This is a genomic window from Salinadaptatus halalkaliphilus (assembly GCF_006543045.1).
GTDB classification, from domain to species: domain Archaea; phylum Halobacteriota; class Halobacteria; order Halobacteriales; family Natrialbaceae; genus Salinadaptatus; species Salinadaptatus halalkaliphilus.
In genome coordinates, this window is sequence record NZ_RBZW01000021.1 from 349,518 (window position 1) to 364,481 (window position 14,964).

Consider the following 14,964-nt stretch of genomic DNA (forward strand, 5'->3'; position numbering starts at 1 on the left):
CCTGCGGGTCGATTCCCGGCTCGATGCTTCAACCCCACAAGGGTTCGTCTGAAACACTCTTTTTACTCACAAGTCCCGTCATCGGGATTCTGCTTCAACCCCACAAGGGTTCGTCTGAAACCGTGCCCAATTTCCAGGCCACAGGAGCTATATCGTACGACTACACTATAGTGCTTCCGTCGACCGTCAATAACTAATCAACCGCTAGGGGTCGACGATTATAGAGGGTTACAGAAACCGCTGGTCATCGGTTGGATCATCACCATATACTGTCCGGTTGACCAGAGAATCCGAGGAAATCTCATAGAGTATGGCAGATTCACCAGGTTGTAACAACTCATCAATTTCGTTCCGTAACCGTTCGAGATCACCCTTCGAAATCTCGCCCTCGAGGACGGAGTTTTGAACGTGTGTGAGATATCGCCGGCCGATTTTCAGCGCTTTGTGTGTCCGCTCGGCTTCGAGGTCGTATACCATTACGACGTACATATCACCACCATCGTTTGAACGAGTCGTATTGTTCGCCGGTCAAGAGGTGTTTTTTGAGCTTATACGCCTCGAGTCGCATGAGATACTGATAGCTCACCTTTCGGTTCAGCTGTGGATGGTCGACTGTCCGCTCGAGTGTTTCCTCGAACGCTTTGGAATACGTTTTTCGCCCCGTCTCGTTCAGGAGACACGACTCGAGTTCGGTTTCGAAGTCGTCGCTCGTGATTTGGGATCGGTTGACGAGTCGAAAGAGAACGCGATCCGCGATGATGGGCTTGAAGAGGTCTGCGAGATCGAGTGACAGCGAATAGCGGCGTTCGCCGGGTTCGTGGAGGTAGCTGATCGTCGGATCGAGCGCGGTTGCGCGGATGGCTGACGTGCAGGTGGCGTAGACGAGCGAGTTGCCGAACGAAATCAGGCTATTGATCTCGTTCGGTGGCGGGTTGTACTCGCGTCGAGAGAGTTGGAACTCCGGCGGAAGAATGTCGTTGAACGATCGGTAGTAGGCCTTTCGGGCAGTCGCTTCGATTCCCATCAGTTCGTCGACTGGCAGGGTGGGTTCAATACGGTCGGTTGCAGCTTCGAGATCGTCGATTTCCTGCTCGAGGGCGCAGTCACGACCGTCGTAGTAGACGAGGTTCGTTCGCATGTTGTGGATGCTCCCCGAGACGATGGCAGCCGCGAGTTGGCGTCGGTGCTCGCTGTCGTCGTACGCCCGAACTTGCGCGACGACGGTTTGGCCCGACGTTTGTCCGCGTTCTGGCATGACCGATCCGGCGTAGTAGTCTTCCCAGCCGAAGACGTGGAGTGCAACGCCCTGGTCGTTCAGAAACGACATCAGACGCGTGTTGAAATCGAGTTGGCCGTGTAGAAACAGTGCCTCGGCGTTCTCGATCGGGACGTACTTTTTGTCGCCGTCTTCGGTGACAATTCTCACCGTGTCGTCTTTGCGCTCGATACGGCCGTCGGAAAACACGTGGTAGTTTCTATCCATTGATCAACACCAGCAGAAGTCGTGATACGCACAGGAGCCACAGAAGGGCTTTTCCTCGGCCGGTGGTGGTGCTTCCTGTGAGACGATGTCGTGAATTCCTCGGATCGCGTCTTCGACTCGATCAACGCGGTCGTCAGTGAGTTCGATTGGCTCGCGCTTTCGCTCCCGCGGATGGGCGAGGACGCCGTCTTTCTCGATGCCGGCAACCCGATCGAGATACCAGAGGTAGTACGAGAGTTGCATTTCTGCCGGTTCGGTGAGCGACGACGAGGGTTTGACTTCGATGACGCGACCGTCCTCGAGGAGATCGAGTGCGATCATGCCGAGATGGAGATTCTGGCGCTTGTCGTCGTAGGCCGTCTCGTCGACTTGCGTGCCACGGACGACGGTGGGATTTTCGCGATCGATCTCGAGATCCCGTGATTCGAACCAGAGTTCGCGCTTGCAGACGTGATAGTACTGCATCATCACGCCGGTGACTCGAAACGGATCGTCGACTGGGTTTCCGCGAGCGGTCTCGAGCAGTCGGGTAACGGGATCTAGATCACTCATAGGAATCGACGCTCGACAGTGTTGTCAGGGACGACGAATCCGGTTGTCGGATCGAAGAAATTTTCGAACTGTGACTTGGACGGGTCGAGACAGCGGATCTCGGTTTCGGAATGGACGGGTGGGAGGTCAGACAGCTCTCGAGCCTCTCTCGAATCGGACTGGTAGATCGGAACCGAGATTTGTTTCGTCCGTAGCTTGTCCATGAGCGAGTCGACGGTCTCGAAGTCATACCGTTTGCTCGCTGCTTTGGCCTCTTCTATCAGTTCTCGGTCCTCATCTGTCCGGGAGATGACGACATCGATGGCACGTCGTTGCTCGATCAGCGAGAGCGCCTCGAGTTTGTCGCCTCGAGCATCGTCGACGTACGTGGGGTACGCATCTTTCCCGACGTTTTTCTCCTGATGTAGTCGCTCGTAGTATCGCTTGACGGCGGTCCGAGCGACGGCGGTTTCGGGGAGTGTAGAGCCGGCCACTCGTACTTCGGCAAGTGTTTCGGCTGCGACAGGGAGCAACGACGGACCGCGATTGTAGACTGCTTCTGCAGGCGTCTTTTGTTGCTCTTCGGGAACGTCAAGCCACCAGACGGTGACGATCCCGGATTCGCGTTCGAACGATCGATTGCACCGACCGGCGGCCTGAACGATGCTGTCGATCGGTGCGAGATCTCGATACACGCGATCGAAGCTAATATCGACGCCTGCCTCCACGAGTTGCGTCGAAACGGTGACGAGGGGGTGTCCGTGTTCGGTAAGGATCTTCGCCGTTTCGATGAGTGTGAGCCGATCGACAGGACGAAGTCGTGTCGAGAGATGCAGTACCGAGTTCTCTCCGCTGTCCATAATCCGGTTTGCAAGCACTCTCGGATCGACATTGTCGACGCTACTACACCGTTCGAGTTCACCAGCGTACGTCTCGCCGATGTCGACAAGTTCCGAATGCCCTCCTGTGACGTGCTCTGTGAGGGTCTGTGCGCTGTCTATCGTATTGCAGATTGCGAGTGCAGACTCGCCATCGGCTATCGCCTCGAGCAACTCCGCCGCTGCGCCCTCGTACGATTTTGGGCCGGTCTGTTCGTCGATGTACCGTTCGGTCGACGAATCGAGTTCGTACGTTACTCGTTCAGTCGTTTTGAAGTATACGTCCGGGTCATCGACGAGTTCGGTCGCGTCCTCGACGAACGGAGTCGTTTCGTCGAAGAGCTGTGGTTGCGTTGCCGTCATGGCAATGACCGTCGCATCGTAGCGTTCGGTCAACACCGCCACCAGTCGGGGAACGAGTTTCCACCAGTCCAGTGGAAGGCTCTGCGGTTCATCGAGGATCACAACGCTGTCTCGAAGGGCCGGAAGCTTCATCGATTGCGTGTTCGCCGGACCGGCGAGGCTCTCGAACAACTGGACGAACGTCGTCACCGTGAGGCCAGCCCGCCAGCTTTCTGCTAACATCCCGGCAACATCGTCATTTTGATCGGCGTCATCAGCTTCCTGATCCGAATCCTCACCGGAGTGTTCTTCGTCCCGTATCGTCGTTTCCGAGAGGTGGTGGTGTGCCGTGAGCAACCGACCAGCGGTATCGGCGTCGTAGATCTCCTCGATCTCGTCGACGACTTGATCGATGATGCTCGTAAACGGGAGTGCGTAGACGATTCTGTCGCCACCAGTTCGATCACGGATCTCCATCGCTGCTGAGAGCCCGGACAGGGTCTTTCCCATTCCGGTTGGCAGCGTTAGCGTCGCGACGCCGCCACCGTTTTCCGCGAACGAGGCGGCGTTCTCGAGAACTCGCCGCCGCGCTCGAGAGCGATAGTGATTCAACTGCTCCGATCGCGTTCCGTTCGGGTCGGCGGTGACGCCGGCTTCGATCTCTGCGACGTGTTCGTCAAGTTGGGAAAGCGAGGGCGAGTCTGCGGCGTAGGTCGCTTCGGAAACGTCGTCACCGCTTCCCGCCTGTGCCGCGCTCGTCTTGTCTGCGAGGACGAGCGACCCCCAACACTCGAGGACGAGTGCGTAACACGACTCCGAAAGCGACTCGTAATCGAACGATCCCGTCTCAGTTGTTGTGACGGTTGATTCGATGTCGTCGAGTAAGTTACCGGCATACCGTTCACAGAACTCGCTCCAAGAGCCGTGTCCGTCGGTCGCGGCTTCGAACACCTCGGATGCAAGATCCGGTGCGTGATCGAGTATGTCCTTGATCTGCAGCCGAATCGCAGTCTGGGACTGCTCTGTCTGTGTTTGTTCGGAAACGTTTTCGCGTCGGTGAGAACGGTCGAAGACGTACGACGCAACGTCTGGGATGCTCCCATGGTGTTTCGCGACGGCGACAAAGCCCGCGAGGCACGTCTCTGCGTCGTACCCTTTCGCCTCGAGCGCGTAGAACGCGGCGAACGAACCGAGTGGGGCGTGGTACCGGTACATCTTGCGGTCCGGCTCGACCGACTCGAGCAGGTAGTCCTGGAAGAACGTCGTCGCTTTCCCGAAATCGTGAACGTATGCAAGCGTTTCGACGACGTCCTGTAACGGTTCGCCCTCGGGCGTCCGTGCATCGTCTGGGACGACGTGGCCAGTTCGCTTTGCAACGTCCTCGAGGTGGTCGAAAAGCAAGACGCCGCCATTGGATCCACTCGAGGGATCGTCGTGACCGTCTTCCGGTGGATGTGAATAGCGCGTTGGCATCTCAGACGAAGACGACGGTTCTATCGTCGACCGTCACCGGATCGACGTTTCGGACGGTAAGTGGTTCAGCGTCCGGGTTGTACGTGTACGCGGTAAAGTCCGTAGTCGTCCGACCGCCCGAGTCGGTCGCCATGAACGCGGGCGATTCCTCGACCTCACAGCGGGTTCCCGACTCGAGGACGACATTTTCGACCGCATTGGGCACGGCAGAGTCGACACCGATCTGCTGTTCACAATCGACTGACTCAGGCTCGATATCGAATTCACCGTGGTACTCGATCTCGGCGAGATACTCCGACAGCCCTAAGCTCGGAACGTAGTGTGAACGCCCGTCCTCGAGCGTCGATCGAAGCTCGCGGTATCGGTCGTCGTCGGCCAGCGCTACGTCGATACGGTACGCGGGGTCGACGAGTACTTCGTAGTTGTGTTGCTGCCGGAGCGTCGTTGGGTCTGGAAGCTTCACACTGATTTTCCCGCGGCCGTTCAGCGATTGGAGGTTTCCATCGGCCGTCGAGAGCGTGTTCATCGGCATGTTGATCGTCCGGACCTCGTTTACCGGTTCGATCGCGATCGCTGACTGTCCAGGACCGAACAGCTCGTAGTAGCCGTCCCGTTCGATACCGAGTATCGCGGCGATCAGTCCTGCGACCGTTGTCCGGGGGATAATTCGATAAGTTTGTTTGACGATATTCCCCTCGATACGCCGGAAGTGCCCCCACGGTCCCCGAACAGTGAACGAGAGACACCGCTCCGGGGCATTGGGAGCGTCGACGCCCGGCGTCCACGCCTCGAGTGATTCCCGTCCCATCGTCTCAGGTGTCGTCCGGCATCGTGGCGGTGTGTTCCTCGTAGACATCGACGACCTCGACCGCGTCTGCTCCGAGTGCGTCCTCGAGTGCATCGTACAACACGTCGGGACCGCCATGCTCGTCCTCGTAGCTGAACGTGAGTACGTCACTCGCAACGACCCGAACCCGTTCGATCTGGTCGCTCGCGCCCTCGAGACGTCCGACGAAGGCGTCGGCCTCGACGGCGAGATCGCGGACGTTTCGGAGTTTTTCGTCGGGTTTCGAACGTTCCTCGTCGAGTTCGAGGTCCTTATCGAGACCACCGAGGTGGAAGCTCTCGTCGGCGTACTCGACGCGACAGTAGAGGCGCGGTTCCTGACCGACCTTACTCCGGCTGATCGTCTGGTTCTTGATCGCGCGCCAGCAAAGCGTGTCGAGTCGGTCGATGTCGTCGCTCGTGAGATTAGTGTCTTCCGCGCCGTGTTCGTCGACGAGACCGTGGAACCGAATGAGGCCGTACTGAATACGGTGGTCGTCTAGATCGAATCCGCCCTGCTGTTTGTCCTCCTGAGTCGCGATCACGCTCGTCAGACTGTCGTATTCCTCGTTCTCGTTGACAGCGTGCATCGTCTTACCTGGCGAGAACTGGACGGGACCGGTGAAATGGTCCGGGAGGTGTTCCGCATAGATCTCGTCAGTATCGACGGACATCGTCGCACCGAAGTACCGAACGTCAACGCTTTTGTCGAGGAATTCGCCGAAAACGTCCTCGCGGAACTGATCTGCTTCCTCGCCGTCGTCGAGTTCGTAATCGTCGGGTTCGACATCTTTCAACCGATCCTCGAGCAATTGCCCTCGTGTGAACTGATTTCCTTCTTCCTGCACGTTCCGAATGTAGACGCCGTGGCCGTCATCCTCGAGTTGATCGCGGAGGTATCGTTTCAGTCGGACATCGGTGACGATCGCCTGCTGGGTCTGGGGATCGATCCGCGGTCGGTTCGCACCGCTGAGCGGATTCCCGTTCGGATTCGCGTCGACGGCGTCGTACAGGAAGACGATTTCTGAGCGATTCTCGACAATGTCGATAGTGTCTGCCATATTAGTGTTCCTCCTCGAGTGTGGTTGTTTCGTCGTCCTGTGCATCGGTGTCCCACGGGTGGTCGTTCATGCCGTAGGTCACCCCGAGCGCGTAGTAGAACCGTAAATCGTCGGTGTCGATCTCCCAGTCGTCGGGATCGGGATCGAGAATCGTCTCGCGAAGTCGGTCGACGATATGGTCGGCTTTCGTTCCTGGATAGCCGCCCTGTTGTTTCTTCTCCTGTCGGGTGTAGGTTAGCGTCTTCGCGATCGTCTCCTGAGTGACTTTCTTGATTCGCGAGTTCGTGATCGATTTCACCGGATACTGATCGACCAGCGTCGTCGACCGATCCTCGTGGTACTCCTGGTAACTCCCGATGTCGCCCACGAGTGAGCCGAGCAAGAACGCCCCGCGGCGCTGTGTGGCAACGGCCTCCTTGTCGTCTGCCGTGGACGACAGGGCGGGTGTGCTTTCGATGAACGATTCGAGCTTGTCGTCTGCGGGGTGTCCCCCGTCGGTGATCGGTATTGCGTCGAAGTCTGGCATCGTGTGTTCCTCGTAGGTCGGTTCTCGCGTGATCGGTGCTTTCGCAGTATCGGTCGTCCTCAACAACTCGAGTTTGCTATCGGCCAGCGAGCACAGCTGTGCGAACTGGCTGGCGACAAGGAACGACGGGAATCCCTCGTGCTCGCTGTCGTCGGTCTGGTCGTCGATGATTCGCTGGACGTACTCCTCGAGCAGTACTTCGATAGCGATGGCGTCGCCGCTCAGGACGCTAACGAGTGCTCCGATCCGCGGATCGTCGGCGTCCGCATCGGCGTCGTCTCGTTCGGCAAACGTCTGGTAAAAATACCAGCCCGTCGATACGGAGTTGAGACGGGAGTCATCCGACGTGAGCAGCCCCCAGCTATCGTTCGTCGGCAGGGGCGGCGTCCAATCGGTAATACTGTTAAACGCACTGGTGTCGTCGACGAGACGGTTGTGCGTGAACGCGAGTTCCCGTGGATACTGCAGTCGTCCGTTCAGCGTCTCGCCGAAGACATCGTACCGAGACATCTGATGTGGCATCACCGCCGAAACGTAGAACCGGAGGTCCCTCTCGTCGACGTTTTTCTCTCGATGGTCTATGTACGCTCGTTCGATCGGCGTCTCGTCCCCATCGTTGGTCGCCGCTTGATAGAGGAGATTGTATAGCCTGTACGCCTTCTCGGGTGTCGGTCGTCCGAAAAAGTACGGCAGGTAGTAGACCTTCGTGCCGAAGGTTCGGTACGTACAGGCCTCGACGAACGTATCAGCGTTCATCACCGTGATGGCTGCATCCTCTGAAATAGGGTGCGAACGCCACGCCTCCTCGATATCGAGTCCGGGGAATTTCTCGAGTTGTTTGCCCAGAAAGTAGTTCTGGGGGTCTTCGGAGGTACCGACCGTTCGTTCCGGCTGTCCGGTCACAATGCCAGTCGCATCACCCGAGGAATCGTCGGCGTCGTTCTTGGTGACGAGTTTCGAGAGCTTTCGCTGGCGCATCGCCTCGAGAAAGGCGTCGATCTCGCCGGGCCATCGATAGTCCCCGTTTGGTTCAGTTTTGACCTGTACCGTGAGCAAGGCAGTGGTCGATTCACCGCCGAGACTCGTGGTCACGGCGTCTTCGATAGCCTCGAGGGTCGTTTCGTCCTCGCTCAGTGCCGCTAGATCCTCGATGATCCAGCCGTCCGGGTGTTCTTCCGCAACGTCGATCACGACATCGTCGGTGGCCCATTTCGTCAGACGCTCTTTTGCGTACCGAGCGAGCTTGTCGGGATCGCTGTTCCGACCGGCCTGGTGCGTGATACTATGATCGATTCCTCGAGCGGCCGGGTACTTGCAGTGGCTGACGTTTTGGACCAGCGATTCGGTGTATCGCGTTAGCTGAACGGGACCGATCGTATCGTCAGCGAGGGTCGGATCTTCGCCGGAGATATCGATTCGAACGACGACGAGACTGTCGTCGGTGTCGACGAGATCGCCGGCCGCATCCGGCGTCAAATAGGAAGCGTACTCCCCACCACCCGTCGTCGCGAGCGTGTAGAGTTTGCCGTAAAGATACTGGATGTCCCGAAGCGACGCGATCGGCGAATTCGGGAGTTCGTCAGCTAGTTCGTCGTCGGGATAGGCCGCTTCGAAAGCCTCAGGCGAAAGCATCTTCGCCCTCCAGTTCGGTTTCACCGGGTCGCGTTCGATCGGAAATATTGACAAAGCCAAGCCCCAGCGAATTTCGCTCCCCAAGCCCGACATCCAACGCCAGGTTGAGATGCCGACGGTGATGATCGTCCCGAACGGTGTAACTGAACTTCCACTTGCTCAGCACGTAGGTCATCTCCTGGCCTTCGGTCACCGTCACCGGCACCGCGAACGTTTTGAGCAGTTCGTAGCCATCAAAGAGATCACCATCCACGTCGCTCGGTCCCGGCAAGTGATCGTGTGCGAACAACTCGTGTTTCTGATCGAGGTTCGACTCGAGTTGCGTCACCAGCGGCTCGGTCGTATGTTCGGGCCGCCAAAACACCGCCGTATCCCCGCCGGGATGGTCGATGCCGTACTCCGCGCACTTCCAGGGCGGAATCCGAACGAGCAGTCCGGTCCCCGTCTCGAGCGTCCCACGCGTTCCCGGTTCGCCGACATCTGGCTCGAGCGAGGTGACATCCTCGACGTGAAACGGCATCTCGCCGACGTTCAATTCGCGGTCCTCGAGTAGATCCGCCGCCACGTTCGCGAGTAGCTGTTCGTCGTGTGAGGCGACGAGCAGTTTTCGTTCGTCGCCCTCGGCCATGTCGTGCGGTGGAAACGGATTCGACATCGAGAATCCGGGGGGCTCGCCGGTGTTGTGGCGTTCGTCGTACGCCGTCCCCTCGAGCGCCTGCCAGATTCGACCCCGAAGTTTGTGGTGGTACGCGTTATCGTAGCTCGTATCCGCTCGAGCGCTGAGATGAGCCATGATGCGCACCGGTCTATCCACCCCTATTTGCTACGCTCATAACGCATGGAATTGGTTTTATTACCTTCATAAAATTGTTGGCCAGCAAAAATAATTCTGAGAGATCGCAAGCGGAGTTACATAGAACAAGATCCGACGGAGCGTCGTTAACGCGATCAGTTGTGTGTTAGCTCCTCTCAGCTACCACGGCTCGTTCTTCAACCCCAACCCGTACGCGACGACGTTCGTCGTCACGTGCAAAATCGGCGTGAGGACGACGACGACGAGGACGACCTCCCAGGTGAAGACGGCGAAGAACCAGCTCGGGGCCAGTAGCGCCGTCAGCGGCAGCGAGACGACGACGAAATCGAGCTGGTCGACGCCGGGGAACATCGCGCCGCGCTGGCGGCCGGTCCGGCGCTTGAGAAAGGATGCGAGGATGTCACCGAGCATCGCCCCGGCGGCGAGACCGACGGCTGCAAGCGGCGTAAACGTCGGCAAATCGAAGCCGGTCAGCCCACGCACGTCGACCGCAAACAGCGTCAATACGGTTGCGACGAGCAGTCCGGCGGCGATTCCGGCGGCCGTCCCGCGCCAGGTCTTCCCGTCGCCCAAAATCCGGCTGCCGCCCCACGTCCGCCCGCCGTCGATCGGCCGACCGCCGCCGGCCAGCACCGCAGCGTTGTTGGGAACGTAGGCGGGCAACATCGCCCAGAACGCGACGACGACCGTCTCGAGTAGTGCCATAATCGCCGCGAGGAACTGATACGTCTTAATCTCCGGTGGTTCGAGCCGCCTCGAGCACCGCGAGCGTCGAATCGCGTCCGCTTGCTGTGGACGAAACGCTTTTGCGGGTAGTTCGCGTGCGATATCTATCGTTACCATGAGACAAGATATCTTCGACGAACGCGAGTATCACGGCCGAATGGAGCGAACCCAGTCCCGGGTGCGCGAGGAGGGGTTCGACGCGGTCGTCGTCGCCGATCCCGCAAACATGAACTACCTGTCAGGGTACGACGACTGGTCGTTCTACGTCGATCAGGCCGTCGTCATCACGCCGGACCGGGACGAACCCGTCTGGATCGGTCGCGAGATGGACGCGAACGGGGCGCGAGCGACCACCTGGATCGCCGAGTCGAGCATCCGTTCGTATAGTGACGATCACGTCCACTCTCATCACTGATTCCCGAACGCAGTCCAGGTCGTGACAACCCACCAAACCCACTTGGTCGTCGACATCGTTTCGTCGGTATGATCCCGCCAATCGCGAACCGGTTCGTCGCGGGGGAGTCACCGGCGACGGCGCTCGATCACGTCAGGACGATCAACGACCGAGACGTGGGCGCCATCGTCAACCTGCTCGGCGAGCACTACGACGAGCGCTCGACGGTCCGTGCGGATGCCACGGAGTATCGCACGCTCGTCGAGGACATGGCCCGGTCGAATCTCGAGGGCTGCATCTCGGTCAAACCCTCACAACTGGGGCTCGACCTCGGCGAGGACATCTTCCGCGAGGAACTCGAGGCGATCGTCGCTACGGCGGCTGAGAACGACGCTTTCGTCTGGATCGATATGGAAGATCACACGACGACCGACGCGACGCTCGACGCCTACGAAGAACTGGCTCGCGAGTATCCCCGTTCCCCGCCGGAGTCAGGGAGCGGCGTCGGCGTCTGTGTGCAAGCGAACCTGAAGCGGACCCGCGAGGATCTCGAGCGACTGGCCGACATCCCCGGGAAGGTCCGGTTCGTCAAAGGAGCCTACGACGAACCAGCCGATATCGCCTACACCCGTGGCGAACGCGTCGATCAGGCCCTCGAGGCGTTGCTTACCTATGCGTTCGAGCACTTCGAGGGCGGCATCGCGGTCGGCAGTCACGACCCGGCTATCCTCGAGCACGCTCAGACGTTGTACGACGAGCACGGGACCGAGTTCGAGATTCAGATGTTGATGGGCGTTCGCGAGGACGCCCAGTACGAGTTTGCCGAATCCTACGACGTCTACCAGTACGTCCCCTACGGCGGGCGCTGGAAGTTCTACTTTTACCGGCGAGTGATGGAACGACGGGAGAACCTTCGATTCGCGCTTCGGGCCGTCCTCGGCCGCTAAAGGGAAGGGCTCATAACGCCATGGTGTGAGACCCAGTACATGGCCTCGTGGAAGCGGGACTTCGCGAGTGGACTGATCGTCCTCGGTCCCATTCTCATTACGCTCTACGTTCTCTACTGGCTCTACGGAATCGTCGCCGGGGTGACCCCCGGGATCATCCTCGACTCGGACGCGCTCCGGCCGCTGATTCCAAGCGACGGCGAGCAGGCCACACAGACCCGTGAGCAACTCACGCAGTTCCTGCGGGTCGTCGTCACGGTGACCGTGTTTATCATCCTCACGCTCTCGGTCGGCTATCTCATGCGGACGACCATCGGCGACCTCGCCGAACGCGTCGTCGACAACGTCGCCAACCGCGTCCCCGTTATTCGCGTCGTCTACAACGCCTCCAAGATGGCGGCCGAGACCGCCTTCGGCGAGCAGGAGTCGCTCCAGGAACCGGTCAGACTCGAGGTCTGGGACGGTCTCCGGATGACCGCGTTCAAGACCGGAAAGACGACCGACGACGGGAGACACGTGCTCTTCTTGCCGACCTCGCCGAATATCACGACGGGCTTCGTCATCGAAGTCGAGCCACAGCGATATGAGGAGATCGACGAAGACGTCGAAGACGCACTCACCCGCGTGCTCAGTGCCGGATTCGGTGATGCCGACCGACGCGGGATGGACGCGGGCGTCCAGATCGATGTCGTCGACGAGATGACGGCCGGGCAGTCCTCGAGCGACCGTCCCTCGAGCCGAGACCGAGCGATCGACGACGGGGAGTCGACCGACGCCGACGACGACTGATACGGTTTACTGTAAGTCATTGCCGGCGCAACCGCGACCCGGGCGGCGGTTGCGCCGGTAAACCGTTACAGCAATCCGTATGATGCGGACCGCTGTGTCGATGTATCGGCGCGGGCGCGACCGGGGCTATCGGAGTGGATCGTGGCGAACCGATTGCCGGTAGTCCGGGAACTGATACCCCGGCGTGCGATTGGGCGCGTACTATACCGATGTCTCGCGATGAGATACGGCCGTCTGGGGCCCACCGGTGGACCGTCTGTGTACTTTCGGCAGCCTGTCTCACCGGATTGACCGGCGTCGTCTACTCCTTTGGGGTCCTCTACGGACCGATACAGGCGGCGTTCGATATCTCCGCGGATCGGGTCTCGCTCGTCTTCTCCGTGAACACGTTTCTCACTTACGTCTGCGGGATCGTCGTCGGCTACGTGGTCGATCGGTACGCGACTCCGTGGTTGCTCGTCGCGGCCGTCGGCTGCTGGGCCGGCGGGTTGGCCCTGACGGCGACCGCGAACTCGTATCTCGGCGTCCTGTTTTTCTTCGGATGCGTCGTCGCCCTGGGGATGGGCATCCCCTACATCACGCTGTATGCCGCCGTCTCCCAGTGGTTCGACCGGCGTCGCGGCCTCGCGTTGAGCATCCTCTCGGTCGGGTTCGGTCTCGGCGGATTGGTCGGCCCGCCCGTCACCGAATATCTGCTCGGACGACTAGACTGGCAATCGACGCTGTTGGTGCTCGCGATACCGACGACAGCCGTCATCGCTCTCACCGCAATCGTCCTCGCACTCGCAGAGCGAAGTGTAGCCGACGCGATTCGAACTAGCGCCTCGAGCGGTGAATCCGATAGCGAGTCACCAGTCGCCGACCAGACGCGGACGAACGACGAGAGTGATGACGGGATGGTCGCGGCGTTGCTCGAGGCGGCGACCTCGCGGCGGTATCTACTCGTGACGTTCGGGTTCGTTTTCGGGCTGTACGCGTTCTACGCGCTGATGGTTCATTTCGTCCCCTACGCCGAGAGCGCCGGCGTCTCGCGTGAGACGGCCGCACTCGGGCTCGGGTTGATCGGCGGCGCGAGCATTCCCGCGCGGCTTCTCGCCGGCTATTTATCCGATCTGTACAACCGATTGCCGGTGATCCTGGTCGGGTTTGCGTTGATGGTCGTCGCGATGGTCGGCCTGGTCGCCGGCTCGCCACGGTGGTTCGTCGTGCTCGCGGCCGTCTTCGGGGTCGGCAACGGCGTCGTCGCGGCGTTGTACTCGCCGATCGTCGTCGAGATATTCGCTCTTAAGGATATCGGCACGATGCTCGGATTGACGAGCATCTCCTTCGGTATCGCAGGCGTGGCCGGACCGTACGTGACCGGCCTGCTCGTCGATACGACCGGCAGCTACGTGCTCGGTCTGGTAGTTGGCATCGTCTCGCTGGTGATCGGCGCTTGCTGTATCGTGCTCGCGACCGCACCGCGGTTCGAAACGAGCGAGTCGACGTAACGACGTGGCGCTCGGTCGGGTCTCGTGGCTGCTCGTACGGATCGTTGGAACGGCTTACCGGTGATTGCTCGAACGGGGTCAGCGATCACCGGTAACGAAAGACGACGGCCCGTATCAGACGTAGGTGAACCACTCGTCGTAGGCGTCGGTCTCGCGTTCGACGACCTCGAAGAATCGCTGCTGGATCTCCTCGGTCACCGGACCGCGCGAGCCGTCCCCGATGACGACGTTGTCGACCTGCCGGATTGGGGTCACCTCGGCCGCGGAGCCGGTGAAAAACAGTTCGTCGGCGGTGTTGAGTTCGCCCCGCGAGAGCGAGACGTTGTCGTGGACGGTGTAGCCCAGATCCTCCGCGAGCGTGATCACGGTATCGCGGGTGATACCGTCGAGGATCGACTCCGAGAGCCCGGGCGTGTAGAGTTCGCCGTCGCGCACGAGGAAGACGTTCTCGCCGGGCCCTTCCGCGACGTTGCCCTCCTTGTTCAGGACGATGGCCTCGGCGTAGCCGTTGCGACGGGCTTCCTCGCCGGCGAGCATGCTGTTGACGTACAGCCCCGTCGTCTTCGCGTTCGTCGGAATCTGGCTCGAGGCGTGCTTGCGCCACGAGGAGATCATCACCTCGATCCCCTCCTCTAAGGCTTCCTCGCCGAGGTACGCGCCCCACGGCCAGGCGGCGATCGCCGTTCGCGTCGGGCAGTCCTCGGGACTAACGCCCAGGGAGTTGTAGCCGTAGAAGGAGACGGGGCGGATGTAACACGACTCGAGACCCTGACGTTCGATGAGTTCGATCGTCGCGTCGGTGAGTTCTTCGATCGTGTAGCCGATGTCCATCTCGTAAGGTTTTGCAGATTGGAAGAGTCGTTCCAGGTGTTCCTCCCAGCGAAAGAGCGCGGGGCCGTTCTCGGTGTCGTAACAGCGGGCGCCTTCGAAGACGCCGCTGCCGTAGTGGAGACCGTGTGTGAGCACGTGGACCTGCGCGTCGTCCCAGTCGACGAATTCACCGTCCATCCAGATCGTATCGACGTCCATCTCGTCGAATCCCATACTCGGGTG

13 protein-coding genes, 1 pseudogene and 1 CRISPR repeat array (1 of these 15 cut by a window edge) are annotated in these 14,964 nt (G+C 60.0%); of the genes and pseudogenes, 4 read left to right on the plus strand and 10 right to left on the minus strand.

Features of this window, described 5'->3' with window-relative positions; all coding sequences use genetic code 11:
• Nucleotides 1-121: direct repeats of the CRISPR family, unit length 30 nt; unit sequence GCTTCAACCCCACAAGGGTTCGTCTGAAAC (it extends 3,522 nt beyond the left edge of the window).
• A 107-nt stretch (nt 122-228) separates the two neighbouring features.
• From cas2 to D8Y22_RS09140, 9 genes are all read right to left on the minus strand, one after another.
• On the minus strand, nt 229-489 hold the full coding sequence (gene cas2 / locus D8Y22_RS09100) for a CRISPR-associated endonuclease Cas2 (RefSeq protein ID WP_141464386.1): 261 nt from the start codon (nt 487-489) through the stop codon (nt 229-231).
• Between the two features lies 1 nt (nt 490).
• Entirely contained in the window at nt 491-1,483 is a 993-nt protein-coding gene (gene cas1b, locus D8Y22_RS09105; RefSeq protein WP_141464387.1) for a type I-B CRISPR-associated endonuclease Cas1b, read from the minus strand.
• Between the two features lie 3 nt (nt 1,484-1,486).
• Nucleotides 1,487-2,035, minus strand: coding sequence for a CRISPR-associated protein Cas4 (locus tag D8Y22_RS09110; protein WP_141464388.1), 549 nt, complete (start codon nt 2,033-2,035; stop codon nt 1,487-1,489).
• Entirely contained in the window at nt 2,032-4,707 is a 2,676-nt protein-coding gene (locus D8Y22_RS09115) for a CRISPR-associated endonuclease Cas3'' (protein WP_141464389.1), read from the minus strand. The genes D8Y22_RS09110 and D8Y22_RS09115 overlap by 4 nt, the downstream gene beginning before the upstream one ends.
• A 1-nt stretch (nt 4,708) precedes the next feature.
• On the minus strand, nt 4,709-5,515 hold the full coding sequence (cas5b, locus tag D8Y22_RS09120) for a type I-B CRISPR-associated protein Cas5b (RefSeq protein ID WP_141464390.1): 807 nt from the start codon (nt 5,513-5,515) through the stop codon (nt 4,709-4,711).
• A gap of 4 nt (nt 5,516-5,519) precedes the next feature.
• Complete coding sequence (gene cas7b / locus D8Y22_RS09125) at nt 5,520-6,593, minus strand: type I-B CRISPR-associated protein Cas7/Csh2 (RefSeq protein ID WP_141464391.1); 1,074 nt, start codon at nt 6,591-6,593, stop codon at nt 5,520-5,522.
• Nucleotide 6,594: 1 nt separating this feature from the next.
• Entirely contained in the window at nt 6,595-8,751 is a 2,157-nt protein-coding gene (cas8b, locus tag D8Y22_RS09130) for a type I-B CRISPR-associated protein Cas8b/Csh1 (RefSeq protein ID WP_141464392.1), read from the minus strand.
• The gene (gene cas6, locus D8Y22_RS09135) at nt 8,738-9,544 is read right to left on the minus strand and encodes a CRISPR-associated endoribonuclease Cas6 (protein ID WP_141464393.1); all 807 of its coding nucleotides are present in this window, start codon (nt 9,542-9,544) and stop codon (nt 8,738-8,740) included. The genes cas8b and cas6 overlap by 14 nt, the downstream gene beginning before the upstream one ends.
• A 180-nt stretch (nt 9,545-9,724) precedes the next feature.
• Nucleotides 9,725-10,270, minus strand: coding sequence for a CDP-2,3-bis-(O-geranylgeranyl)-sn-glycerol synthase (locus D8Y22_RS09140; RefSeq protein WP_141464507.1), 546 nt, complete (start codon nt 10,268-10,270; stop codon nt 9,725-9,727).
• 136 nt (nt 10,271-10,406) lie between these two features.
• On the opposite strand from D8Y22_RS09140, the pseudogene D8Y22_RS09145 reads away from it, so the two are divergent.
• The 4 genes and pseudogenes from D8Y22_RS09145 to D8Y22_RS09160 all read left to right on the plus strand — a co-directional run.
• Nucleotides 10,407-10,703, plus strand: a pseudogene (locus tag D8Y22_RS09145) (aminopeptidase P family N-terminal domain-containing protein); the annotation flags it as partial.
• A gap of 71 nt (nt 10,704-10,774) precedes the next feature.
• The gene (locus D8Y22_RS09150; protein WP_141464395.1) at nt 10,775-11,632 is read left to right on the plus strand and encodes a proline dehydrogenase family protein; all 858 of its coding nucleotides are present in this window, start codon (nt 10,775-10,777) and stop codon (nt 11,630-11,632) included.
• A 39-nt stretch (nt 11,633-11,671) separates the two neighbouring features.
• Nucleotides 11,672-12,421, plus strand: coding sequence for a DUF502 domain-containing protein (locus D8Y22_RS09155; RefSeq protein WP_141464396.1), 750 nt, complete (start codon nt 11,672-11,674; stop codon nt 12,419-12,421).
• A 209-nt stretch (nt 12,422-12,630) separates the two neighbouring features.
• On the plus strand, nt 12,631-13,911 hold the full coding sequence (locus D8Y22_RS09160) for an MFS transporter (RefSeq protein WP_141464397.1): 1,281 nt from the start codon (nt 12,631-12,633) through the stop codon (nt 13,909-13,911).
• Nucleotides 13,912-14,025: 114 nt separating this feature from the next.
• On the opposite strand, the gene D8Y22_RS09165 is transcribed toward D8Y22_RS09160, so the two are convergent.
• The gene (locus tag D8Y22_RS09165) at nt 14,026-14,955 is read right to left on the minus strand and encodes a branched-chain amino acid transaminase (protein ID WP_141464398.1); all 930 of its coding nucleotides are present in this window, start codon (nt 14,953-14,955) and stop codon (nt 14,026-14,028) included.
• Nucleotides 14,956-14,964: the final 9 nt, after the last annotated feature.